The sequence below is a fragment of the Agrobacterium sp. CCNWLW32 genome, assembly GCF_037083425.1.
In the GTDB taxonomy this organism is placed as follows: domain Bacteria; phylum Pseudomonadota; class Alphaproteobacteria; order Rhizobiales; family Rhizobiaceae; genus Agrobacterium; species Agrobacterium radiobacter.
In genome coordinates this window covers 170,767-194,890 of the sequence record NZ_JBAOJM010000008.1, presented here as the reverse complement: position 1 = coordinate 194,890, position 24,124 = coordinate 170,767, and the positions used below count along the sequence as shown (strand labels likewise).

Below are 24,124 nucleotides of genomic sequence, written 5' to 3'. Positions count from 1 at the left end.
CAGCCGCTTTCCCAGGGCGGCCGCCGAATATTTCCAAGGAGAGGACCATGGCAGCAGACAATACACGTGTGCTCGCACGTCGCATCGAAGAAACCTTCGACAAGGGAAACGCAGCCCCGCCGAGCCAATACGAAGAACGGGTCTGGTTCGAGCAGTTTCAGGATCCTGATCAGGTCTTCCGGCAGCTTCTCGCCTATCGCATCGGTGAAGAATGCGATCTGCTGCGCCTGACCTCGGCGCTGAAGACGGTTTGCGAGGTCTGGCCCGAGCTGCGTGCGCGCTTTGCCTTCGGCGAGGACGGCACTCTTGCCAAGAGCATCGAAGCCCCGTCCGCATCCATCGTGCAATTGCTGCATGTTCCCTCGGCAGACGAGGCCCTCACCTTGCTGCACGCCCTCCAGGCAAGACCCTTCGATGCCGAAACCGACCCGCCGTTTCAGGCCGTCGTGCTTTTGAGCGAAGGAGAAATCCTGCTGGCATTTCTGGTCCACGGCTTGCTCCGCGAAGTCCTCTCGCCACAGATCCTGCTGGAAGGTATCACGGCGGCCTATGCCGGTGAGACGCCAAAGCCGCTTTCGCCGCGCGCGGTCGAAAACGGCAGCGTCGACCCACTTCCGCTCAGCTGGCTGCAACGGCCGGCCTCCGGCTCGACCGTCGTGGCGCTGCGGCAAAACGGGATCGACAGGCCGGCGAGCCACAGCCACGGTGTCGATCTTCCCGCACCCCTGCTCGGCCTCAACAGTTCCACGGCGGGGAATGCGCTTCTCGCCCGCGCCGGCTCGCGTTTCGCCCTTTTCCTCACAAAAAACGGTGGTCCAGAGACCGTAACCCTGCGCCTGCAGCCCGGCGTTGCCATGCCGATTTCAGCTGAAGCCGCAGCACGGGTAGCGATCTCCCGCGGCCAATCGCCCGAACAGGCTGAAAAGGCCGTGCTGGCGGGGCTGGAACAGCGAAACGACAATGAAGGTGGAACGGCCACCTTCACGCTGCAGGCGCTTGCGACACCCGTTCAGGCCATATCGGAGCATGGCCTCCAGTTTGAGCACCTGCCCCTGCCCTCCCTGCAATCCGGTCTCGGCCTGACCCTTGCTACCGGTCCGACCTCAACTGGCGATATCCGCCTAGAACTGACGGGTGGCAAGGAGACATCGCCACATGCGACGGCCTTCCTGCTGGAGCGCTTCGTCAGCCATCTTGAAGGCGGCGCGGATTTTTCCGGCATCGTCCCTCAAAACGCCGCGGCAGCATCGGAACAGGCAGCCCTTTCGCCCGCCGCTTCCGGTCAGAACGACGACACCGCCGCGACAATCCTTACCGAATTCCGTGAAGCGCTCGTCTCGCCCGACATGGGACCGGATGACGATTTCTTCGATTTCGGCGGCCATTCGCTGATCGCCACCCGTATCATCGGGCGTCTTCTCGCCAATCACGGCATCGAGCTGCGCTTCAACGATCTCTTCAGCTACCCGACCGCCGCCTCGCTCGCAAAACAGGCGACCCGGCTTGAAACCGCCGCACCTGCGCAGGCCGAGGCTACGGCGAACGGCTCTCTGACTGCGCCGCTCTCGCTGGCGCAGATGTCGCTCTGGAAGGCCTATGCCGCCTTCGGTTTCGGCGAAATCTTCAACATTCCCTTCGCGCTCGATTTCCGCGATCCCGTGGATGAGAATGCCTTCGAATGTGCCTTCCTCGATATCATCGAGCGCCATCCCGGCCTGCGGACCCATTTCTACGTCGAAAACGATACGGTTCTGCAGAAGATCGTGCCGATGCATGATCTGCCCGGTTACAAATGGTTCTGGACCAGCGAGGAAAGCCAAGGTGTCGACCGGCACGCGGAGGCCGGCTGGCGATTCGATCTTGCGCGTGAACTGCCGATGCGCCTACGCTTCCTGCGGGATGCGCAGACCGGCCGCCAGGTGCTTTCCTTCCTCTTCCATCACATCGTGCTGGACGAATGGTCGGTGAACCTGATGATGGACGAGCTGACCGAGGCCTACAGGGCAAGGGCTGCGGGCAAGGCCCCGGTCTTTGCGACCAGGCCGGCGCCCTTCCATGAATTTGCGAGAAAACAGGTCGCGTCAGGTGTGAATGCCGGCCATCTTGCCTACTGGACGGACATGCTGCGGGATGCGCCGAAAGGCCTTACCCTCAACGGACAGGATGGCACGCCGCACGAGGCGTCGCAGGATGAAGCCCCGGCAGGCGGCTGGATCGAGTTCAAGCTGGAAAAACATGTCAGCGACGGGCTTTACGCCATTGCCAGGCAGAACAGCGCCTCGCTGTTCAACGTGGTCTATGCCGCAATTGCCGCATCGCTGCGCCATCTCGGCGGGTTGAGCGATCTTGTGGTCGGCACCTCGGCTTCGGGCCGCACGGACAGCGGTTATTTCGATACGATCGGTTATTTCACCACTGTCGTCGCCCATCGTGTGCGTTTCGGCGAGACCATGACCATCGGCGAACTGATTTCTTCGGTGAAGAACACCATCAACGGTTCGCTGGAACACAGCGAAATCCCGATCGATCTCGTCGAGGAAGCGCTGGGCATGACGCCGGGCCGTGATCATCTGTTCGAGGTCTTCATCCAGATCCACGCCAAGAACAAGCTGAACGGCACCCTCGCCGGGCCGGATGGCAAGCCGGTGGAGTTCCGCCAGATCGACCCTGACAAGCACGAATCCATGCTGGGACTGCAATTCGAGGTGATGGAAGAGACGATAGGCGGCGAGCGCTCCATTCGCGTGCTGATGAGCTATCGCTCCGATCGTTACGGCCCTGACGATGTCGAGCGGCTGCGCAACACCACCAGCGGTGTCTTCAGCCGTTTTGCCGAAGCCGGCGCTTCGAGCCGCGTGCTGACGACACTCGCCTGAACCGGACTTGGGCAAGGAAAATCCGGCTTCGCCTGGCGGAGCCGGGTTATTTTTACCTATGAGTGCTGCTGAGAATGTATTGGCGCGCGCCCTGCATCCGCACGCCGTTACCCCGGGCGTGGTCCGGGGTCCAGTGCGATCAAGTCCTGATCGCCAAAAAGTCCTTTCACGGCGCAGACGCGCCGTGGCTGGATGCCGGATCTAGTCCGGCATGACGGAACACGGATTTTTCGTCATTATCGATAACGCATGTCCAGCCTCACACCCCGAAGCCGGCCTGGCATCCGCCCACAGTCCCCCCTCAGACCGCCAGACGGAATGCCGTGGACGCCTCCGCCGCCGCAAGCGTCAGCGCCTCCTCGCGCAGCATGGCATCGAGGAACAATGGCAGTTCCTCACGGTAGCGGGCGAAATCCTCCTCTTGCGTCAGCGCCGAATCCGCATCGATATGCAGGTTCAGTTCGCTGCCGTCATCTTCGCCGCGGAAGGTAAGATTGAACCCGTCGCCGGGACCATTGGCAAGAATGTGCCTGATAACGACGAGCCCGGCAAAGACCGGTGCGCTGAAGGGAAGGACATTGATGAGCGGCGAGAAGAAGAAGCGCCGGCCCTTAGGGATTTCCCGATCGGCGGCGATCTGCTCGATGCGGTAGCGGCCATGCAGACGCTGCTTGCGCAGATTGGTGGCGTTGCGCCTCAGAAATGCACCGAGGCTCTCGCCCGACTCGATGGTGAGATGGAAGGGGAGGATATTGACAAGCATCGCCGGCATATGCGCGCCGACGCTGCCCCAGCGGCTCATGAAAGGCAGCCACAAGGTCAGCACATTGCGATCCGGACGCGGCAGGACACGGTGGAGATAAAGGCCTGAGAGCAGCACCAGAAGATCCGGCCAGCCGATCTCCATTGCACCCGCCACCTGCTGCAACCGCGTGCTGAACCCCTGCGGCAAGGCCGCATCGGCATGCAGGCCGCCGCCGCCATAGTCCTCGCAATCCTTGTCCAGCACCGGCAGATCGGCGGGTGCGGCGAGATAGGCCGCCCAGAAATCACGGTCCTTCTCGAAACGCCGGCTTTGCTTATAGGCATCCTCTTCGGCAAGGAAATCACCGAAGGGGTGGAAATCCGGACCCGCTTCGCCCTTGCCGCAATAGTGCCCGTAAAGCTGTCCGCAGCGCTGCTCGACCAGCGTCAGGCCATAACCATCCACGACGATATGATGGGCGCGGATGTACCAGAGATAGCGGTCATCCGCGATGCGATAGAGCAGCTGCGCAGAGAGCCTGTCGGTTCTGAGATCAAGCCTTGCTTCCACATCCGCGTTCATGCGCCGCAGCGCCTCTTCCAGGGGAGCGGGACTGGTGCGCAGGTCGATTAGTTCCACCACCGGGGCATGGCTTGGATCGCAGCATTGCTGCGGTGTCTCGCCATCGTCGCCGATACGAAAACGGATCGACAGGACTTCGGACTCGCGCACGGTGCGTGTAATTGCCTGAAGGAGCGCGCTTTCGTTCACCGCACCGGAAAGATCGATGTAATGGGCGACGGTGGAAACCGGCTCGTCGGGATGGAAGGAAAACTCCTCCCAGAAATCGAGTTGCGGCTGCGTCAGTGGAAGCCAGTCGCCGGCAGGATCGATATGCGCCATCTGTTTTTCCTTGAACAATTCCTGTTATCGGGCGCGAAATCCCGCCCGAAATGATTTGGGTTCACGCCGCCCGGGCGGCCAAAAGCGAGGTCACCTGTCTGGCATTGCGGCACCGCAGAAGCTGCTGCGGCGTCAGTTCCACGCCGAAGGCAGTGCGGATTTCAGCCGAAACGATCTTCAGATGCGAAGGCAAAAGACCGAGCGCCAGCAGGTCGCTGTTCGCATCCACATTCGCCGGTTTTTTACCCAGCACGCCAAGATAGATATCCAGCACCCGGCGGTCGCCCTGATCGGCGGCGGGAGCCACAGGGGCGGAGATTTTTGCCGGTTCCACACCACCCGTCGCGCCGGTCAGCAATTCGCGGGCGCGACGGCGATCCGGCTTGCCATTGGCCGAGAGCGGCAGATCGTCGACCTTGAGAAACCGGCCGGGCACATGCGATTCCGGCAGATGGCCCCGGGCAAAATTGCGCAGATCGGCGGTGGAGAGCTCGAGGCCGGACGAAACGACGTAGAGCACACCGATGGCCGCCTCGCCCTTTTGCTCGACACCGTAATCCACCACCAGAACGCGCTGGATGGAAGGATGGCGGATCAGCTCGTTTTCCACATCCGGCAGCGAAACGCGCACGCCGCGCACCTTGACGTAGCCATTGACGCGGCTTGCAAACATGATCTTGCCATCCGGCCGGTAGCGGCCACGGTCTCCGGTGCGGAAGGCGCGCACCGGCTTTCCCTCGGGATCGTTGACCGTCACGAAATCCGTCTGGGTAATCGCGCCATCTTCGAGATAGCCGATCGCCACATTCACGCCCGCCGTGTGGATGCGGCCAACGACACCGGCCGGGCAATGCTCGCCCTGATCGTTAAGGACGAAATATCGATTGGCGGGCAGCGGGTGGCCATAGGGCACGGCCGCGATATCTTCCGCAACGATCTCGTGCCAGATGCTCCAGATCGTCGTTTCCGTCGGCCCGCCGAGCGATATCAGCCGCAGATCGGACTTCAGCCTGCGAAGCTCTTCGATAATCACGGGCTTGATGTAATCGCCGCCCTGCGCCACGAGCCGGAGCGAAGAGAGCTGGTCACCACGGCGGCAGGAGAGAAGCATTTCGAGGATGGCCGGCACCGAGCACCAGAGCGTGACGCCATGTTCAGCCACCAACTCATTCCAGCGCACCGCATCCTTTTCCTCGCCGGGTTCCGGCAGCACCAGCGTCGCCCCGGCGACAAGCGCGCCGAAAACATCGAAGACGGACATGTCGTGATGCAGCGGGGTGACTGACATGAACACGTCACCCTCCGTCACCGCCCATTCCGCAAGCGTGCTGCCGATGACATTGGCCGTGGCGCGGTTGGAAAGCACGACGCATTTCGGTTTGCCTGTCGTGCCCGACGTGTAGAGATAATAGGCAGGCTCCTCGCTTCCGGAGAGTGCTGCTACGTCAGCCATGGTAACTGGCGCACCAGCCGGTGCGGGCACGGACAGAAGCTCCGCCGGATCGACAGCGTCGAAACCTTGCGGGACGCTGCGGGCGACGATGACGGCCGGGCGGCAATTGGTCAGCAGGTAGCGCAGGCGATCTTCCGGCGAGCCGGCATCGACCGGCGCCCAGACCGCTCCCATAAATGCTGCGGCGAGCGTGATGGCCGTATGTTCGGGACTGCGCGGCAGGCATACGGCCACGACATCGCCCCGGCCGATGCCGCGCGCCTTGAGGCCCGCCATCGCCCCTGCCACCATCTGACCGAGTTCGCCATAAGCGATGCGCCGTTTGCCGCTGACAAGTGCCGTGCGTGCTGGGTCACCCTCGAAAAGATGGCCGGCAATCCGCTCCAGAAATGGCGGGCAGACGAAGCTGCGCTCGTCACCATTCAGCCTGTAATGGGACAGGTCGACAATATCGCGTCTATTGAAGGAGAAAGCGCCGCTATCCGCGATCCCGGCAATCGCACGCTCGATGGCTGCGAGAATATCCGCCACCATCGCCGCATCGATCGCCTGCTCCGCATAGTCTATATCGAGGACAAGATCGCCCTGCGGATTCTGCGAAAAGCGGAAATCCATCGCCACCTGCGGCGTCTGCGTAAGCCCACCCACCCATCGCATCTCCGATTCGGGTGAGAGCGTCGGCCAGGTAAGGCCGTTGGTAATCACGACGGGCAAAGCAAGCCCGCCCGGATTGGCATTCAGAAGCACGCGATTGAGATCGATGCCCGAAAAAGCCAGATGGTTCAGCCCATCAAGCACATCCGTCTGCAGGCCTGCCGCCCGCTCCGCAAAGCTGCCCTTGGCTGCATCCCATTGGACGGCGATGAAGCTCGAGCGGTTGGCGAAGGCCCCTTCCACCTGCGGCGCAACGGGAATGCCGACGACAAGAGCGCCCTCATTGAGCCAGAGTGAGAGCACATCGAGGATCACCGCCGTCAGCGCCGAATTCTTGAACAGCCGCTCTTTCGCGCCGATCCGCGAAAAGGCGATGAAGCGCTGCTTTTCGACGAGCAGGCTCTGGCGGCTGTAACGCGATGCGGGAATGGTTTCGAGCGGTGCTTTCCACGGCAGTTGCGAGGGCACCTCGGCATCTTTCAGCTTGTCCGCCCAATAGGCAGCGTCCCCGGCGCGGGCCGCCGCGATGTCCTCCTTCGGCGTTCCGATCGTGGCGGCGGTTTCTGGCGGCAGGACGCCATCGAAGAGTTCCGCCGCAAGGCTGGCAATGGCCCGCCCATCAAGGATAAGCGCGTCGAAACGCAGGAAGACGACAACTTTATGCCCCGCCGTCCCGGTATCCGGCATATGGAAGATCGTGACCTGCCATGGCGAGGCTGCGAGATCGAAATGTGCATGGGAAAAATCCCGTTGCGCCGCCTCGATCCTTGCCTCGGCTTCCGGAACAGACAGGGCCGAAAGATCGACACGATCGAGATTGATCTTCGGCTCGTCGGAGACGATCTGCACCAGACGCCGCTCATCGATGCGGGTACGCAGGCTTTCATGTCTCCCGACCATTGCGGCAAGGCGCGACTGCAACAGTTCCGGGTCGATATTGCCGCGATATTCGCGGAACTCCTGCATCGCCACACCGCTGAGCGGCAGATGGGTGCCGCGCCCGAGCAGATAGGCCTGTTGCAGGGGTGAGAGTGGACGTTCCATGGGTTTTCCTTTTGCCTCGGCTGCCGCTTCCGGCTGCCGTGCGACCAATCGCTTCACCCTTGCAGAAGTAAGATCGGGGCTTTCCGCGAGCCGGCGGAGAAGAGCGACGTAGGTTTCGAACAAAGCGCGCAGCCAGCTCTCCGGCAGCGCATCGAGCCGCACGTCCCAGTTGATCAGCAGGCCGCCATCCACAGCCGCCACCTGCGCATCCAGCGCGACGCCCGGCCCCTGCGAGACGGTGTGGACCATCGGGCCGAACAACCGCCCGACGCGTTCCGAAAACAGCTCTCCGCCCGGAAGATCGACTCCGGCGGTAAAGACTACCGGCGAGGTCTGCAAATCACCGCGCTGGCGGGAAAGATCGCGCATGACGCTGACGCCCGGATAGGACTGGTGCGCGAGAAGGCCGTTCATTTCATCGAACAGCCGGCCGAGCAGCGCCTCGACGCTTTCTTCAGGCCTGATTTCCACGCCGAGCACGAGCACGTTGGAAAATTCGCCGACGATCTCATCGACCCCTTGCACCAGCGGCGCGCGCCAGAAACCCGGCACGGAAAGCCGGAATTTCTCCGCCCCCGCCGCCTGCGACAGAGCCACCGCGAAAACGCCGAGCAGAAGGGTCGATGGCGTCACGGAGCAGCGCCGCGCCGTCCGCTCCAGACTGCCGCGCTCAGCCGCTGAGAGCATTGTGGCGAGCCGGTCCGTGCGAACGGCGCGCGAGGGGTCATCGGGCAGAAACGGCAGCGGCGGAGCGTCCGGAACATCGGCAAGCCGTTGCCGCCACCATAAACGGTCCCTTTCGCGCCGGCCCCTCAAGTCAGGATCGGACGCAAGCCGTTCCGCCCAGTCGAAAAACGACGGGGGGACTGATTCGAACGTCTGTGTTTTGTCTACGCCTGCCGCCGTCTCGTAGAAGCGGGCAAGGTCTTCCATCACGATCCGCACGCTGGCCGGATCGATGGCCAGCATATCGGTGTCCACATGCAGACGGCAACGCCCTTCCGGCAACAGGCTGAGCGAAATCGCCGCCGGTGCGGCAGCACGAAGATCAGCCCCGCGATGGCTCCACTTCTCGCGTTTCGTCTCAAGACGGCGCGCAAGCGCCTCCGAATCAAGCGCGGTCATGTCTTCCACATCAAGGCGGAGCGGCCGGCCGACAGGATCGACGGACTGACGCCCTTCCGCGTCGATACGGAGGCTCAGCATGGGATGACGCCGGCAGAGACTTTCGACGGCAACGGCCAGTTTTTCCGCATCCACCGCCTGCCCCTCGAATTCGAGGTAAAGATGGGGCGTAACTTTCCCGAGTATTCCATCCGCCTCGCGGCCGACCCAATAGGCCACCTGCATCGGGGTTAAATTTAGCATGTGAGTTTGAACCGGTTGACAAAACATGATTAGCATACTCAAGTATAAGCCATCGTCAACCACTCGCACAGGAGGCATCCCATGAAAACGGGAGCACTCAGGACGAATGACGTCGAATCCGACGAAATTACTGAATTTAATAGAGAATTTCTGTTTACTTCCGGCAGCGGGCAATTACGCGCCAGGGGCATTCGCGAAAGGATCGCGATTCCCGCCCGTGGCGGCGAAGACATATCGAGCCCGCTGCAGCAGGCACTGGCCGGCGCCTTCGAGCGTGCGCGCCGGGACGGCGAGCAGAACCCCATCGCCATCGGCGCAATCCCCTTCGATGTCAGTGAACCTTCATGCCTGTATATTCCATACAACCATGAATGGAATTCAAGGGATGCCGCGCCGATCGTCGCCGATTCGGCCATGCCGGCGCTTATCGGTCAGAACAGCCTGCCGGACGAGACCGGTTTCAAGCGTGCCGTCGAGCATGCCATCGTCAATTTCCGTCATTCCGAAGTCCGCAAGGCGGTGCTTTCGGTCATGCGCGAACTGACTTTCGCCTCCGAGGTGGATGTCGAAAGATTGCTGGCGAGCCTCGCCAAGCAGAACCGCGAAGGTTACCAGTTCCGCATTCCGCTTCCCGATGGCGGCGACCTGATCGGCGTCAGCCCGGAACTCCTGATCCGCAAGCAGGGCGGGAAAATCATCTCGAACCCGCTGGCGGGATCCGCAAAACGCATGGTTGATCCGGCGGCGGACAAGGCCAATGCGGATCGGCTCTCGGCATCCGAAAAGGACCATTACGAGCACAGCCTGGTGATCGAGGATATCCGCTCGCTGCTTTCACCGGTCTGCGTCGAACTCGATGTTCCTGAAAAACCCTCCCTCATCAACACCGCTGCACTCTGGCATCTTTCAACGCGTATCGAAGGCCGCCTTGCCGATCCCGAGACCAATGCGCTGCAGCTTGCTTGCCTGCTGCACCCCACACCGGCCGTCTGCGGCTTCCCCACCGAGCGCGCCCATCGCCTCATCTGCTTCGTCGAGCCTTTCGAGCGCGGGCTCTTCACCGGCATGGTCGGCTGGACGGATTCTGAAGGCAATGGCGAATGGGTGGTGACCATCCGTTGCGGCACCGTGCAGCGGGAAACAGTGCGGCTCTTCGCCGGCGCCGGCATCGTGGAGGCCTCGGAGCCCGAATCCGAATGGGCCGAGGTGCAGACCAAACTCAAGACCATGCTGAACGCCTGCGGTCTTTCTGCCTAATTTTCCCAGGAACGAACCATGACAATCGAATTTGAACGCTGGCCCGAGGATTTCGTTCGCCGATACCGCGAACGCGGCTACTGGACCGACCGGCCGCTGAGCGGCATCCTCACCGAACAGGTGGAGCGCCGGCCGGATGCGACGGCGCTGATCTGCGGCGACCGCCGCTTCAGCTATGCCGATCTCGACCGGCAATCCTCCAATCTTGCCGGACATCTCTCCGCCGCGGGCGTTGGCAAAGGTGACACTGCGCTAGTGCAATTGCCTAACATCGCCGAGTTTTATCTCGTCTTTTTCGCGCTGATGAAAATCGGCGCAGCCCCCGTCAACGCACTTTTCAGCCATCGCCGGCTGGAAATGACCTCCTATGCGGAGCAGATTGCACCGAAGCTGGTGATTGCCTCGCGCAGCCACGAGCTTTTCGCCGATGACGCATTTGTGGAGACGCTGAAAGCAGTCTCCCCGAAGCTTGCGGTGACCCTGCTGCTCGGCGAAGCGGATCCGCAGCGCAGCCTTGAGCGGATGCTTGCCAATTCCGCCGAAAACCCGCCCGCCTACGCCCCTTCGGCGTCAGACGAGGTGGCGTTGTTCCAGCTTTCCGGCGGCAGCACCGGAACCCCGAAACTGATCCCGAGGACGCACAACGACTATGATTACAGCGCCCGGGCCAGCGCGGAGATTTGCGAACTCTCGCCTGAGACCCGTTTCCTTTGCGCCATTCCGGTGGCGCATAATTACCCGATGAGCTCGCCCGGCGCGCTCGGCGTTTTCCACGCCGGCGGCACCGTGGTCATGGCCGCCAATCCGGAGCCGCTTGCCTGCTTCGATCTCATCGAAAAACACGAGATCGACATGGTGCCGCTGGTGCCGCCGGCCGTGGCGCTGTGGCTGCAGGCTGCACCCGCCCATCGTGAACGGCTGAAATCCCTCAAGCTCCTGCAGGTCGGCGGCGCAAGCTTTGCCGAAGCCCTGGCCCGCCAGGTGCCAGAAGTGCTGGGCTGCGACCTGCAGCAGGTATTCGGCATGGCGGAAGGGCTGGTGAACTACACCCGCGCCGGTGATCCCGACCATATCGTTTTCACCACGCAAGGGAGGCCGATCAGCCCGGATGACGAGATCCGCATCGTCGACGAGGACGGCAACGACGTGCCCGAGGGCGAAGCCGGCATGCTGGCGACCCGTGGCCCCTATACGTTCCGGGGCTATTACCGCGCGCCCGAACATAGCGCCCGGGTCTTCGACAGGGATGGGTTCTATTATTCCGGCGATGTCGTGCAGCGCACGCCCGAAGGTTATCTCCGGGTCGTCGGCCGGGTGAAGGACCAGATCAATCGCGGTGGCGAAAAGGTCGCTTCGGAGGAGGTCGAAAACCTTATCCTGCGGCATCCGGACGTCACCCATGCAGCACTCGTGGCGATGCAGGACGAACTGCTCGGCGAAAAGAGCTGCGTCTTCGTCGTTTCCCGCAATCCCGCGCTCAAGGCGCCGGCCATCCGCCAGCATCTCGCCGGTCTCGGCGTCGCCGATTACAAGTTGCCGGATCGCGTCCGTTTCATCGAGGCCATGCCGCTCACCGCCGTTGGCAAGATCGACAAGAAACGTCTGCGCGACCTGCTTGTGACACCCGCCGCCATCAGCGCCTGACACGCGGCACAAACAAAGGGGGACGCTCAAAAAGAGCGTCCCGAAACCCGAGATTAAGCGCCCCTGGCGCAGCAAACCACCGAGGTCATCATGACAATCCCCAGCATTTCCGACTATCCGATGCCGGTCGCCGCAAGCTTTCCGGCCAACAAGACAAAATGGCAGCCCGATGCGAAACGCGCCGTACTCCTCATCCACGACATGCAGCGTTATTTCCTGCGGTTTTATGAGGCCGACGGCAAGCTGATGACCACCCTCATCGACAATCTCGCAAAGGTGAAGGCTTGGGCGGTTCAGAACGGCGTACCTGTTATCTATACCGCCCAGCCGCATGACCAGCCGCCTGGCGACCGTGCGCTCCTCAATGATATGTGGGGACCGGGCCTCACCGTCGTCGACCCCGAACTGCAGAAGGTCGTGGATAAGCTCGCCCCGACGCCTGACGACGTGGTGCTGACCAAATGGCGCTACAGCGCCTTCCAGCGTTCCGACCTTACTGAGCGCATGAAGGGCTGGGGCCGCGACCAGATCATCGTCGGTGGCGTTTACGCCCATATCGGCTGCATGATGACGGCGGTGGAAGCCTTCATGAAGGATATTCAGCCCTTCATGATCGGTGACGGCGTTGCCGATTTCTCGGAAGCCGAACACCGCATGGCGCTGCAATATGTGGCGACACGCTGCGGCGTGGTGATCGACACCGCAAGCCTTGTCGGCGCGGGAGAAGCCACCGATATCAGCGAATGGCTGAAAGCCCGCGTCCTGCAAATGGTGGAGGATGAAAGCGATATCGACCCCGACGAGAACCTGATCTTCTACGGGCTGGATTCGCTGCAGGTGATGAAGCTTGCCGGCGAGCTGAAGGAACGCGGTGTCACCGTCGGTTTTGACGAGCTTGCGCGTGTACCCACACTTTCCGCCTGGTGGGCGCTGATCGAAGAAAAGCGGCTCGCAGCCTGAGCGGACGAAAAAGATGACGCAACAGAGATTTACCGGGCGGCGTGTGCTGGTGACGGGCACGGCCCAGGGCATCGGCCGCCGCATCGCCGAACGTTTCATCGAGGAAGGGGCCGAGGTCATCGGCCTCGACCTTCTGGCAAGAACGACGGAAGCGCCCTTCCGCCAGATCGCGCTCGACATCACCGACGCGACGGCGGTGGAGACGGCCTGCAAGGCAATCGAAAGCGAATGGGGCGGGCTCGATATCCTGGTCAACGCCGCCGGCATCTTGCGGCTCGGCGACAGCGAAAGCCTGACGCCTGCGGACTGGAAAGCCTGCATGGACGTCAATGCAGCGGGACCGTTTTATATGCTGCGGCAATGGAGCAGCATCTTCAAACGGCAGCGGCGCGGTGCGATCGTCAATGTCGGCTCCAATGCCGCCGTCGTGCCACGCATCGGCATGATGGCCTATTGCGCCTCCAAGGCGGCGCTGGTCAGCCTCAGCCATTGCGCCGCCCTTGAGCTTGCACCCTATGGCGTGCGCTGCAACGTCGTTTCACCGGGCTCCACCGATACGCCGATGCTTGCCGGCATGTTGGGCGATCCCGCCGGCAAGGAACGGCTGGTCGCCGGCCTGCCCGAGCAGTTCAAGCTCGGCATTCCGCTCGGCAAGATCGCAAGGCCTGATGATATCGCCGATACGGTGCTGTTTCTCGCCTCCGATCAGGCCGGGCATGTGACGATGCAGCAGATCGTGGTTGATGGCGGCGCCACGCTTGCGGCTTAAATTCGAGCCGTTGGATTGAAGGTGAAGAATATGGCCGTCGCAACGGCGTTTCATCGCGAAGCCGTCTCCGGCGATCCACCGGAGGCCATCTGGCCTTGGCCGGACGACAGCGGCGATTGCCATTGCCTCACCCTTCGTTACAGCGCCGAAGAAGGCGGCGGCGGCGAGGTCCCTCCCTTGCCGCCGCAGCTTTTAAACGCCGCGCAAAGACGCAAGGCGGAATTCATCGCCGGCCGCAGATGCGCGGCGGAAGCCACGCGCCGCCTCACCGGCTACGCCGTCTTTCCCGGTATGGGTGAGGATCGCGCCCCGATCTGGCCCGAGGGCGTCATCGGCGCGATTTCCCACAGCCATGGGCGGGCGATTGCGCTCGCCGGCTCTTCCCAGCGATTTCGCGGCATCGGCATCGATATCGAAAGGCTGCTGACCGAAGAGGAGGCCCGCGATATCGCCCCGCAGGCCTTGACCGCGAATGAGCGCCACAACCTCGGCAACGATATCGATCCCTTCATGACCGGGTTGATTTTTTCGGCCAAGGAAAGCCTGTTCAAGGCGCTTTATCCGACAGTGAAACGGCTGTTCTTTTTCGAGGCGGCCGAATTATCCGGATTCGACGCAAACGGCTCCGCATCATTGCGCCTGGCGGCCGACCTCGGCGAAGACTGGCGCCGCGGAACGGAGGTTCCCTTCCGCTTCTGCCGCTTCGAAGGCCTGCTGCTCACTCGCATCCTTCTCCCGCATTGAGGGAAAAATGGTAGATTCATAACTGAGAAGATCATATTTTAAACCCGTCTTCCCGTCATCCGAGTGAAACACTCGGAAGGTACGCAGCCTGTTGGAATGATTCCAAACATTGAACGGTGGAGACAGACTATGACCGACATCGATACGAGCAAATTGTCCTGGGACGAGTGGGACGAACTGCAGAACCCGCCGCCGGCCGAAACCGATTTCGACCGCGTGGTTGAAACCGCGATTTCCCGCCGCGGCTTTCTCGGCGGCGTGCTGGCCTTCGGTTCGGCCGCGGCCGCCATGGGCACACTCGGCAACCTGTTGAGCAGCACTTCGGCGGAGGCGCAGGAAGCCGCCGCCGGCCGTTTCCCGTTCAAGCCGGTTGCCGCCGCAACCGACCACACCATCCATGTCCCGGAAGGCTATAACTGGAAGCCGCTGGCGAAATGGGGCCAGCCGCTGTTCTCCAACGTTCCCGATCTCGACCCCGCCAAGGGCGTCAGCGTTGAAAATTCCGACAAGGTCTTCGGCGAAAACACCGACGGTATGGAACTTTTCGTGGTCGGCAGCCATCAGCTGATCGCCGTCAACCACGAATATGTGAACCCGGAAACCAACCTGCCGCACGCTGAAAAAGGCAACCCGAAGACGGCCGACGATGTGAAGATCCTGCAGAACATGCAGGGCGTCACCGTCATGGAAGTTGCGGAAGACAAGGACGGCTGGAAGATCGTTCTCGACAGCCCCTTCAACCGCCGTATCCACCACAACACACCAATGAAGCTTTCCGGCCCGGCTGCAGGCTCCGATCTCGTCAAGACCGCCGCCGACCCTGATGGTATCGACTGTCTCGGGACCTTCAACAATTGCGGCGCCGGCCGCACACCGTGGGGCACCTACCTCACCTGCGAAGAGAACTTCAACGGCTATTTCGGCACCACCGACGCCACCTTCAAGCTGCCTGATGATTACAAGCGTTACGGCATCGTGGCCGAGACGCGTTATGCCTATGAGAAGTTTGACGAGCGTTTCGACGTCGCCAAGAACCCCAACGAACCGCGCCGCGCCGGTTATGTGGTCGAGATCGATCCTTCGGACGCCAAGTCCACCCCGATCAAGCGCACCGCGCTTGGCCGCATCAAGCATGAAAACGCCGCCGTGGTGATTGCCCGTGACGGCCGTGTCGTTGTTTACATGGGTGACGACGAGCGTGGCGAATTCCTCTATAAATTCGTCTCCAACGGCATCTACGTGCCGGGCGGCGACACCTCCAAGCTGCTTGACGAAGGCACGCTTTACGTCGCCAAGTTCTCCGATGACGGCGCCGGCGAGTGGCTGGCCCTGACCCCTGAAACCACGGGCATGAAGATCGACGAAATCTGCGTCTTCACCCGACAGGCCGCTTCCAAGGTCGGTGCAACGACGATGGACCGCCCGGAATGGGTCGCCATCAACCCGGTCGCCATCGAAGCCTATTGCGCGCTGACCAATAACAGCCGCCGCGGCGAAATGAAGGACGGCAAGCTGCGCGCCAATGCCGGCGGCGATGCCATGGCGACCAATGCCGCCAACCCGCGCGAGAAGAACGAATACGGCCAGATCGTGCGCTGGTATCCGGAAAATGACGACCATGCGGACGGCAAGTTCAAGTGGGACCTGTTCTGCATGGCCGGCAACCCCACCGTCCACAAGGACGCCTATGCGGGTTCTTCGAACATCAACGAAGGCAACATGTTCAACTCGCCTGACGGCATGATGTTCGATAGCACTGGTCTGCTCTGGATCCAGACCGACGGCGAGGATAGCAATGAAGGCAACTTCGCCGGCCAGGGCAACAACCAGATGCTGGCGGGCGACCCGGCCACCGGCCGCATCGAGCGCTTCCTGACTGCCCCGAAGGGTTCCGAAGTCACCGGCCAGACCTGGTCCGGCGACAAGCGCACCCACTTCGTCGGCATCCAGCACCCCGACGCCCCCTTCCCGGATGGGGAAGGCAAGCTGCCACGCTCGGCCCTCATCGCCATCAAGCGCGACGACAATGTGAAGATCGGCTGACGCATGGCTGAAGCAAACCGGCCGCGGCTAACCCCCGGTCCGGTTTAATAAATGGAAACGCCGTGCATCCGGAAGCCTGCACGGCGTTTTGTTTTGCCAGACAGATCAGAAAACGTTCCGATGCACATCCGTCATCGCGCGCCTCAGGTCGTCCACAGCAGAGGCCGTCGGGCCCGGTTGGTCGTCTAGTGCCGGCGGCATTTTCCAGCCGGGGTCGATGCCTTCCATATTCGGCAATTCATGGGCGATGCCCTTGTGGCAATCGATACAGGTGGCCTTGCCCGTCAGCAGATATTTGGAATGGATATCGGCGGCGCGCTGCGTCTGTTTGGTAAAATCCATGGCGGCGGAAGAATGGCAGTTGCGGCATTCCAGGCTGTCATTGGCCTTCAGGCGCGACCATTCGTGCTGGGCAAGCTCCAGCCGCTTGTCGAGGAACTTCTTGCGCGTATCGATGGTGCCGAAAATCTTGCCCCAGACCTCCTTGGAGGCCTGCATCTTGCGGGCGATCTTGTCCGTCCATTCATGCGGCACATGGCAATCCGGACAGGAGGCGCGCACGCCGGAACGGTTGGAGAAATGCACCGTCCGCGTCAGTTCCTCATAAACATTCGCGCGCATCTCATGACAGGAAATGCAGAAGGCTTCCTTGTTGGTCATCTCAAGCGCGGTGTTGAAGGCGCCCCAGAACATCACCCCGCCGACGAAGCCGCCAAGCGTCAGGAAGGCAAGGCTGAGCGTACCGGCCGGCGTCGTCAGAATAGCCCAGAGCCAGGCGAGAAGTTTTTTCACTCGGGCGATCATCATTCGCTACCCGCCGGTTTGACGCCCATTTCGCTCATGTCCTGAAACGTGTTGGGCACGAGCGGTCGCGTATCAGCCTGCGGCACATGGCAGGCTGTGCAGAAATAACGGCGCGGCGAAACATCCGCCAGCATCTGGCCTTCGCGCGTCATGTAATGCGTCACGCTGATCATCGGCGCGCCGGAATCCTGCGTGAATTCGCGCTTGTGACAGGACAGACAGCGGTTGGCATTGACCGAAAGCTGGTAGCCATCGATCGAATGCGGGATGACCGGCGGCTGTTCCGGATAGGCGCGCATGCGCCTGAAGTCGTCGATCACCCATTTCGGCAGAGGTTTGGCGGGCTCGGTGCGCATGGCGTCGCCGCGCGGGCCGGACAATTCCGGCACCATCTGCGCAACGGCACCCGTCGCCACCGCGACCACCAGAAGCGTGGCGACCATCCATCCGTGTTTCCTGATCATGCGACTGGCTCTATCTTGACTGCGCATTTCTTGAAATCCGTCTGCTTGGAGATGGGATCGGTTGCGTCGAGCGTCACCTTGTTGATGAGCTGGCTGGCATCGAACCAGGGAACGAAGATGACGCCGGGCGGCATGCGGTTGCGGCCGCGTGTTTCCACCCGCGAGCGGATTTCGCCACGGCGCGAGACGATGCGGATTTCCGCGCCCTGATTGAGCCCGCGCTTGCGCGCATCATCGGCATTCATGAAACAGCGGGCGCCGGGGAAAGCCTTGTAGAGTTCCGGCACGCGCATGGTCATGGAACCGGAATGCCAGTGCTCCAGCACGCGGCCCGTCACCAGCCAGGTATCGAATTCGTCGTCGGGGGATTCGGCCGGCGGCTCATAGGGCACGGCGATGATGACCGCCTTGCCGTCCTTGTTGCCGTAGAACTTCACGCCCTCGCCGGGTTTGACATAGGGGTCGTAACCCTCGCGGTAACGCCACAGCGTTTCCTTGCCGTCCACCACAGGCCAGCGCATGCCGCGCACATCGTGATAGGCATCGTAAGGCGCAAGATCATGGCCGTGGCCGCGCCCGAAGGCGGCATATTCCTCGAAGAGGCCCTTCTGCAGATAGAAACCGAAATCCTTGGATTCCTGGTTCTGGTAATCCGCGTTGATCTCGCTCAGCGGGAACTTGCCGACATCGCTGTCCTTGAAGAGAACCTCATAAAGCGTCTTGCCGCGATAGGCGGGATTGGCTTCGAGTATCTCCGCCGGCCACACTTCATCGGTGGTGAAGCGCTTGGAAAATTCCACCAGCTGCCAGAGATCGGAACGCGCCTCACCCGAGGCCTCGACCAGCTGGTGCCAGACATGGGTGCGCCGCTCGGCATTGCCATAGGCGCCCTCCTTTTCCACCCACATGGCGGCGGGCAGAATAAGGTCGGCGCTCATGGCCGTGATGGTCGGATAGGCATCCGAGACCACGATGAAGTTTTCGGGGTTGCGATAGCCCTGATACGTCTCGTTCTTGGTGTTGGGACCGGCCTGAACGTTGTTATTGACCTGCACCCAGTAGAAATTCAGCTTGCCGTCATGCAGCATGCGGTCCTGCTGCACGGCGTGATAACCCGGCTTTTCCGGGATGATGCCGTGCGGGATGCGCCAGATTTCTTCCGCATGTTTGCGGTGCTCGGGGTTGGTCACCGTCATGTCGGCCGGCAGGCGGTGGGCGAAGGTTCCCACCTCACGCGCCGTGCCGCAGGCCGAGGGCTGGCCGGTGAGCGAGAACGGGCTGTTACCCGGCTCGGAAATCTTGCCCGTCAGCAGATGGATGTTATAGACCATCTGGTTGGCCCAGACGCCGCGAACATGCTGGTTGAAACCCATGGTCCAGAGCGACATGACCTTGCGTTTCGGGTCGGCATAAAGCTCGGCCAGCTCCTCCAGAAAACCGGCTTCAACGCCGGTCATGGCCGCGGTCTTTTCCAGCGTGTATTCGGAGACGAATTCCTTGAAGGTTTCGAAATCGATCGCTTCGGTCTTGGTCGGATCAGCGGAATTGGCGGCATTCATCTCCACCGGATTGTCCGGCCGCAGGCCGTAACCGATATCGGTGACGCCGCGCACAAATTTCGTGTGGTTCTTCACGAAGTCTTCGTTGACGCGCCCGGTCTTGATGATGTGGTTGGCGATGTAATTGAGGATGACGAGATCCGTGCCAGGTTTGAAGACCATCGGGATATCGGCAAGGTCCATGCTGCGATGGGTGAAGGTCGAAAGCACCGCCACCTTCACATGGTCGAACCCCAGACGCCGGTCGGCGATGCGCGTCCACAAAATGGGGTGCATTTCCGCCATGTTCGAACCCCAGAGCACAAAGGCATCGGCATGTTCGAAATCGTCGTAACAGCCCATCGGCTCATCCATGCCGAAGGTGCGCATGAAGGCATAGGCAGCAGACGCCATGCAGTGGCGGGCATTGGGATCGAGATTGTTGGAGCGGAAGCCGGCGCGCATCAGCTTGGTCGCGGCATAACCCTCGAAGATCGTCCACTGGCCGGAACCGAACATGCCCACCGCCGTCGGTCCCTTTTCCTTCAGCACCCGCTTGCACTGCTCGGCCATGACGTCGAAGGCCTCGTCCCAGCTTACCGGCTCGAACTCGCCATCCTTCGCGTAAACGCCGTTTTTCTTGCGCAGAAGCGGGGTCTGCAGGCGGTCCTTGCCATACATGATCTTGGACAGGAAATAGCCCTTGATGCAGTTGAGGCCGCGATTGACCTCCGCCTGCATGTCGCCGTGGGTGGCGACGACCTTACCTTCCTTGACGCCGACCATGACGCCGCAGCCCGTGCCGCAGAAACGACAGGGCGCCTTGGACCATTTGATCTGCAAGGCGGAAACGCCGCCCGGCACCGGCTGGGCCGCGGCCGGCAGCGCAATGCCCGCCGTCGCCGCCGCAATGCCGGCGGCATGCGCCTTCAATAGATCACGCCGCGTCAGTTCGCTGCTCATCGCCGCTTGTCTCCTCTGTATCGACGTGTTCGAAAACCATGTTGGCGGCAATCACACCGTCGAGTGTCGAAATATAAGTGAGCGTATCGCCCAGCATGCCGGTGCTCGTGCCATCGATGACGATGACGATCTTGCCGTTGCCCTCGCCATGAACCTCGACATTGTCGAGCGTTAAAAGCGTTGCGAGCACGGCGTCGCGCATCTGCGGCATCACCGCCACCACGGCGCTTGAAACATGATACCGCCCTGTATTTTCAGGCATATTGCATCTCCGTGGCTGCTTCCTTGATCTCGATCACACCGGCCGGGCAGACGGACACGCAGGCTCCGCAGCCGGTGCAGGCTTGTTCGATAAGTTCAGGCACGAAGGGACCGCCGCGGCGGGGACGAAACCGGATGGCCTCGGTCGGGCAGGCATCGCGGCAGGCCTGACAATCAATATTGCCGAAGGCGAGACAGCCCTCGCCGATCGCCATGACATGATCAAAGCGTTGCGCGGCGGGGGCGGCAAACACCGGCTCCGGACAGGCTTCGGCGCATTTGCCGCAAAAGGTGCATTCCCCGCTGGAAAAATCCACCGAAGGCAAGCCGCCCACCATGGCAATGATGCCGGTGGGACAGGCTTCGACACATTTTGCACAACCGCTACAAGCGGTGAGGTCGCTCAACGCGACCCCGGGGGGACAGATGCGTGGTCTATGTTTTTGCCCGCCGCGCAGCAAATCGCGCCGGCTGAGAGAGGCTTCCATCATCATGGCGCCCTCAATGACCGGGCGGCCCCGGAGGGCCGTAAATGATCTGGAACATCCAGACGATAAAGCCATAAGCCCCGACAAATCCGACCGCCAGAACGGGCCAGATTCCAAAGGCCAGAACGGCGAAGGTCACAAGTTCCCTCGTCCGGCCAGGCTTTTCATCTGCGTGTTGAGGCGCGACTATTTTAGGCATATTCGCGTTTCCTATTCGTTTCGAGTCATCATCGACTAAAAGACGGAAATATTCAACCACTTGATTTTATTGATTATTTATCAAAACTAACATTCATCAAGACGGCTCGCCTAAGTCACTGATTTCGCATTGTGCTTTTGCTGAAAAAATAAACAGTCGACGTAAAAACGGTTGAATGCGCCTGCTGCGGGAATCTCGCTCTCATCCGCAGGCTCCCGTATCGTCCATGCCCGGCACGCGCATGAAGGGCAGAAAACCCTGCAGCCAGATGCCGAAACTCGCCGCCCAGAACATTGCACTGAGGCCATGATGATAGGGTGACAGGATCGCGGCGAAATCGAACTCAGGCAGGATGCGGATCAGCCCGGCCGCCACCATCAGGGCCGCCGCCGCATGGGCCTGCCAAGGCAGAGACGCCAGATTGCGGCCCGTGTGCCGAAGCCCGGCGATGATGAAAACCGCCATGACAGCGCATCCAAGCGCCCCGACCGAAAGGAGATGCAGCCCTGCGGCGGGCGTGACGGAAAAACCGAGCCGTGTCGCCCCGAGCGCCAGAAAACCCGCGCCGGCAAAAGCATTACCAAGCCCGAGCAGCAGCACCTCGGTCCTGAAGACCGCGCGCCCGATGAACCATTCGGCCAGCCGGTCGAAAAACGCCGCACCGGCCGCAAGCGCCAGCCAAGCGCAGACATCACTTTGCGGAAAGACGAGCCTCGCCGCCATATAAATCGTCACCATGGCGCCCGCCATATGCTGGCGGCCGGGATGCGGCCGGTAAGGCGTGGTCTCTCCGCTTGGATCGAGCGCCAGATTGATGACGACCACATTGATGCGGGCTGCCGAGAGCGAAAACAGCACGGTGAAGATGCACAACGCCACCTCCAGACAGCGGGATGCGAATGCGAGATCGCCGGCCCACCAGCCATAACGCACCCCCGCTTCCGCCGCAGCGAAAAGAAGAAGCCAGATGAGGAATGTCAGGTGCTTCACCGTACGCCGCGCCAGCATCGCCCTGCCGATGAGGGCAGAGAGCGCCAGCAGAAAAGCCATATCGAAAAAGCCGGCCAGCAGGCTCCACGCATCAGCCCCCAAGAAACCGATGATGCGGCCCGGCAGCCAGAGGCAGGCAAGATGGACCAGCGCTCTTCCCTGCGCCGGTTTCGTATCCGTCCATTCCGGCACCGCCGAGCCGAGGAAACCCGCAAGCGCCATGCCATAGGTGCCAAAAATCATCTCATGGGCGTGCCATTGCGAGGCAGGCAGGGCATCGGCGAAAGGCAGGCCATAACCGCCGATAACCACCCACAAAAACGGCCAGACTGCGCCATGCAGGGCGGCCAGAGGAAAAAACAGCCGCAGGGCTTCGGAAAGGATCGGCGGCGGCCTCATCTGACCCGCTCCCTCGCCGAAAACAGTTCGGCAAAGGCCGGGCTCTCGGCCAGGCGTTCCGCTTCATCGAACACCGCCCGCGCCATGCGCCCGCCCGGCGAACCGGAAGGCTTGTGAGCCGCAACCACGCGGCCGTCCATGCCTGAAAGCACGATCAGCCTGTCGGCCACCATCAGCGCTTCATGAAGATCATGGGTGACAAGAAGGGTGGAGAAACCGCGCCTGCGGGTGGCATCCACCAGAAGCTCCTGCAAATGGCGGCGCAGGCCGACATCCACGGCGCTGAAAGGTTCGTCCAGAAACAGCATGTCCGGCTCCACCGCCAGCGCCCGCGCCACACCGGCGCGCTGGCGCATGCCGCCGGAAAGCTCGACCGGATATTTGCCTAAATCCGCTTCTTCCAGCCCAACTTCGAGCGCAAAACACCCAGCCCTTTCACGGCGTTCCCGTTTCGGCATGCCGGTGGCCGCAAGGCCGTAGGCGATATTGTCGATCAGCGTCATCCATGGCAGCAGCCGCGGTTCCTGAAAGACCAGACCCTGCCGGCGATATCGACGATGCACGCGGCCGCGAACGGGATCGATGATACCAGCCGCGATCTGCAGGATCGTCGTCTTGCCGCTGCCAGAAGGGCCAAGCAGCGCCACGGTTTCCCCCGGCGCTATGCTCAGGTCGAAATTCTCGAACAGGCTGCGACCTAAAAAGGCGTGGCCGACATGTTCGAAACACAGGCTGGAATCATCGCTCATCGTTTGACACCCCATGGCAGCCCGGCGGCGCGCCAGCGTTCCAGTGCTTCGCGCAGCAGATGCAGCAGGCCGTAATCGGTGAGCAGCGCCAGCGCGACGGTGATGGTGAGCCAGGCGCTGACCTGCGCAATGTCGAACAGCGCGCGTGCGGTGGCCAGTTCGCCGCCAATGCCGCCGGAATTCGACAGAAGCTCGGCCATGACAGTGACTTTCCACGCACTGCCGGCCGTCGTGGTCCAGGCGGGAAAGAGATAGGAAAGCACATGCGGCATGGTGACGGTGCGCAGCCGGTAAAACCATGGAGCACCGAAGGCCTGCGCCATCACCTCCAGCTGACGATCCCGCTTGGCGACACCTTCCAATGCACCGGCAAAGGAAACGGGAGCCGATGCGATGACAACGGTCATGACGGCAGTGCCGCCGGAGGAACCGAACCAGATCAGCGCCAGCACGATCCAGCCTATGGGCGGAACGCCGAGCAGGACGGTGACAACAGGCTTCATCAGCCGCATGGCCGCGAAGGAGTAACCCGCCATCACGCCGGCGACGGTGCCGATGCCCGCCGCAATGGTGAAACCGCTCAGGGCCCTGACGGCGCTCTGCGACAGGATCGCGAAGAAATCCGGCCTCGCCGCAAGCACTCCGATAGCCGTGAAGGTCTCACCCGGCGAAGGCAGGATGAAGGAGCCATAAATTTCATGCCCGGCCTGCCAGGCGGCGAGAAAGCAGAAAATACCCGAAAGCCCCGCCCAGCCCGCCCAGAGATAGCGGCCCATCCAGCCAAGACTTTCGAGAATGCGGTTCATGCC

The 24,124-nt window shown here is 61.7% G+C and carries 18 protein-coding genes; 7 read left to right on the top strand and 11 right to left on the bottom strand.

The annotated features are described in order from the left end of the window. The first annotated feature begins 47 nt into the window (after positions 1 to 47). The gene (locus V6R85_RS17825) at positions 48 to 2,876 is read left to right on the top strand and encodes a condensation domain-containing protein (protein ID WP_111821091.1); all 2,829 of its coding nucleotides are present in this window, start codon (positions 48 to 50) and stop codon (positions 2,874 to 2,876) included. A gap of 301 nt (positions 2,877 to 3,177) precedes the next feature. On the opposite strand, the gene V6R85_RS17820 is transcribed toward V6R85_RS17825, so the two are convergent. Further along, complete coding sequence (locus V6R85_RS17820) at positions 3,178 to 4,524, bottom strand: condensation domain-containing protein (RefSeq protein WP_020809016.1); 1,347 nt, start codon at positions 4,522 to 4,524, stop codon at positions 3,178 to 3,180. Between the two features lie 61 nt (positions 4,525 to 4,585). Beyond that, positions 4,586 to 9,043: an amino acid adenylation domain-containing protein gene (locus V6R85_RS17815; protein ID WP_336377104.1), complete on the bottom strand. Its 4,458-nt coding sequence runs from the start codon at positions 9,041 to 9,043 to the stop codon at positions 4,586 to 4,588. Between the two features lie 81 nt (positions 9,044 to 9,124). Between V6R85_RS17815 and V6R85_RS17810 the strand changes: the two genes are divergently transcribed. The 6 genes from V6R85_RS17810 (at position 9,125) to V6R85_RS17785 (ending at position 16,460) form a co-directional block, all read left to right on the top strand. Continuing rightward, positions 9,125 to 10,300, top strand: a complete 1,176-nt coding sequence (locus V6R85_RS17810) for an isochorismate synthase (RefSeq protein WP_129565628.1) — start codon at positions 9,125 to 9,127, stop codon at positions 10,298 to 10,300. An 18-nt stretch (positions 10,301 to 10,318) separates the two neighbouring features. Beyond that, positions 10,319 to 11,944 carry a (2,3-dihydroxybenzoyl)adenylate synthase gene (locus V6R85_RS17805; protein ID WP_129565629.1) on the top strand — a complete coding sequence of 542 codons (1,626 nt, stop codon included), beginning with the start codon at positions 10,319 to 10,321 and terminating at the stop codon, positions 11,942 to 11,944. Between the two features lie 90 nt (positions 11,945 to 12,034). After that, on the top strand, positions 12,035 to 12,904 hold the full coding sequence (locus tag V6R85_RS17800; protein ID WP_129565630.1) for an isochorismatase: 870 nt from the start codon (positions 12,035 to 12,037) through the stop codon (positions 12,902 to 12,904). Positions 12,905 to 12,917: 13 nt separating this feature from the next. Further along, complete coding sequence (gene dhbA / locus V6R85_RS17795) at positions 12,918 to 13,673, top strand: 2,3-dihydro-2,3-dihydroxybenzoate dehydrogenase (protein ID WP_129565631.1); 756 nt, start codon at positions 12,918 to 12,920, stop codon at positions 13,671 to 13,673. Positions 13,674 to 13,703: 30 nt separating this feature from the next. Then, complete coding sequence (locus V6R85_RS17790) at positions 13,704 to 14,417, top strand: 4'-phosphopantetheinyl transferase family protein (protein ID WP_111817850.1); 714 nt, start codon at positions 13,704 to 13,706, stop codon at positions 14,415 to 14,417. A gap of 129 nt (positions 14,418 to 14,546) precedes the next feature. Further along, a complete protein-coding gene (locus V6R85_RS17785) occupies positions 14,547 to 16,460 on the top strand; it encodes a PhoX family protein (protein WP_060726724.1) in 1,914 nt (637 codons plus the stop codon). A 105-nt stretch (positions 16,461 to 16,565) separates the two neighbouring features. Here V6R85_RS17785 and V6R85_RS17780 read toward each other — a convergent pair whose 3' ends face one another. From V6R85_RS17780 to V6R85_RS17740, 9 genes are all read right to left on the bottom strand, one after another. Continuing rightward, entirely contained in the window at positions 16,566 to 17,261 is a 696-nt protein-coding gene (locus V6R85_RS17780) for a cytochrome c3 family protein (RefSeq protein ID WP_272872986.1), read from the bottom strand. Positions 17,262 to 17,263: 2 nt separating this feature from the next. Continuing rightward, positions 17,264 to 17,755, bottom strand: coding sequence for a nitrate reductase cytochrome c-type subunit (locus V6R85_RS17775; RefSeq protein ID WP_080814697.1), 492 nt, complete (start codon positions 17,753 to 17,755; stop codon positions 17,264 to 17,266). Beyond that, on the bottom strand, positions 17,725 to 20,229 hold the full coding sequence (napA, locus tag V6R85_RS17770) for a periplasmic nitrate reductase subunit alpha (protein WP_129565632.1): 2,505 nt from the start codon (positions 20,227 to 20,229) through the stop codon (positions 17,725 to 17,727). Before napA ends, V6R85_RS17775 begins: the two co-directional genes overlap by 31 nt. Further along, entirely contained in the window at positions 20,204 to 20,491 is a 288-nt protein-coding gene (locus V6R85_RS17765; protein WP_060724395.1) for a chaperone NapD, read from the bottom strand. Before V6R85_RS17765 ends, napA begins: the two co-directional genes overlap by 26 nt. After that, positions 20,484 to 20,984, bottom strand: a complete 501-nt coding sequence (locus V6R85_RS17760; RefSeq protein ID WP_111817847.1) for a ferredoxin-type protein NapF — start codon at positions 20,982 to 20,984, stop codon at positions 20,484 to 20,486. The genes V6R85_RS17765 and V6R85_RS17760 overlap by 8 nt, the downstream gene beginning before the upstream one ends. Positions 20,985 to 20,991: 7 nt before the next feature. Next, the gene (gene napE, locus V6R85_RS17755; protein WP_107676969.1) at positions 20,992 to 21,177 is read right to left on the bottom strand and encodes a periplasmic nitrate reductase, NapE protein; all 186 of its coding nucleotides are present in this window, start codon (positions 21,175 to 21,177) and stop codon (positions 20,992 to 20,994) included. Between the two features lie 201 nt (positions 21,178 to 21,378). Next, positions 21,379 to 22,566 (bottom strand): NnrS family protein, encoded by a 1,188-nt coding sequence (locus V6R85_RS17750; RefSeq protein WP_111817846.1) that lies wholly within the window; start codon positions 22,564 to 22,566, stop codon positions 21,379 to 21,381. Next, the gene (locus V6R85_RS17745; protein ID WP_336377103.1) at positions 22,563 to 23,315 is read right to left on the bottom strand and encodes an ATP-binding cassette domain-containing protein; all 753 of its coding nucleotides are present in this window, start codon (positions 23,313 to 23,315) and stop codon (positions 22,563 to 22,565) included. Before V6R85_RS17745 ends, V6R85_RS17750 begins: the two co-directional genes overlap by 4 nt. Next, a complete protein-coding gene (locus V6R85_RS17740) occupies positions 23,312 to 24,121 on the bottom strand; it encodes an ABC transporter permease (protein ID WP_111818746.1) in 810 nt (269 codons plus the stop codon). Before V6R85_RS17740 ends, V6R85_RS17745 begins: the two co-directional genes overlap by 4 nt. Positions 24,122 to 24,124: the final 3 nt, after the last annotated feature.

Bases quoted from the DNA above. Each gene is read 5' to 3' on its own strand.
- V6R85_RS17825 (WP_111821091.1), top strand. From the start codon at position 48: ATGGCAGCAGACAATACACGTGTGCTCGCACGTCGCATCGAAGAAACC.
- V6R85_RS17820 (WP_020809016.1), bottom strand. From the start codon at position 4,524: ATGGCGCATATCGATCCTGCCGGCGACTGGCTTCCACTGACGCAGCCG.
- V6R85_RS17815 (WP_336377104.1), bottom strand. From the start codon at position 9,043: ATGCTAAATTTAACCCCGATGCAGGTGGCCTATTGGGTCGGCCGCGAG.
- V6R85_RS17810 (WP_129565628.1), top strand. From the start codon at position 9,125: ATGAAAACGGGAGCACTCAGGACGAATGACGTCGAATCCGACGAAATT.
- V6R85_RS17805 (WP_129565629.1), top strand. From the start codon at position 10,319: ATGACAATCGAATTTGAACGCTGGCCCGAGGATTTCGTTCGCCGATAC.
- V6R85_RS17800 (WP_129565630.1), top strand. From the start codon at position 12,035: ATGACAATCCCCAGCATTTCCGACTATCCGATGCCGGTCGCCGCAAGC.
- dhbA (WP_129565631.1), top strand. From the start codon at position 12,918: ATGACGCAACAGAGATTTACCGGGCGGCGTGTGCTGGTGACGGGCACG.
- V6R85_RS17790 (WP_111817850.1), top strand. From the start codon at position 13,704: ATGGCCGTCGCAACGGCGTTTCATCGCGAAGCCGTCTCCGGCGATCCA.
- V6R85_RS17785 (WP_060726724.1), top strand. From the start codon at position 14,547: ATGACCGACATCGATACGAGCAAATTGTCCTGGGACGAGTGGGACGAA.
- V6R85_RS17775 (WP_080814697.1), bottom strand. From the start codon at position 17,755: ATGCGCAGTCAAGATAGAGCCAGTCGCATGATCAGGAAACACGGATGG.
- napA (WP_129565632.1), bottom strand. From the start codon at position 20,229: ATGAGCAGCGAACTGACGCGGCGTGATCTATTGAAGGCGCATGCCGCC.
- V6R85_RS17765 (WP_060724395.1), bottom strand. From the start codon at position 20,491: ATGCCTGAAAATACAGGGCGGTATCATGTTTCAAGCGCCGTGGTGGCG.
- V6R85_RS17760 (WP_111817847.1), bottom strand. From the start codon at position 20,984: ATGATGATGGAAGCCTCTCTCAGCCGGCGCGATTTGCTGCGCGGCGGG.
- napE (WP_107676969.1), bottom strand. From the start codon at position 21,177: ATGCCTAAAATAGTCGCGCCTCAACACGCAGATGAAAAGCCTGGCCGG.
- V6R85_RS17750 (WP_111817846.1), bottom strand. From the start codon at position 22,566: ATGAGGCCGCCGCCGATCCTTTCCGAAGCCCTGCGGCTGTTTTTTCCT.
- V6R85_RS17745 (WP_336377103.1), bottom strand. From the start codon at position 23,315: ATGAGCGATGATTCCAGCCTGTGTTTCGAACATGTCGGCCACGCCTTT.
- V6R85_RS17740 (WP_111818746.1), bottom strand. From the start codon at position 24,121: ATGAACCGCATTCTCGAAAGTCTTGGCTGGATGGGCCGCTATCTCTGG.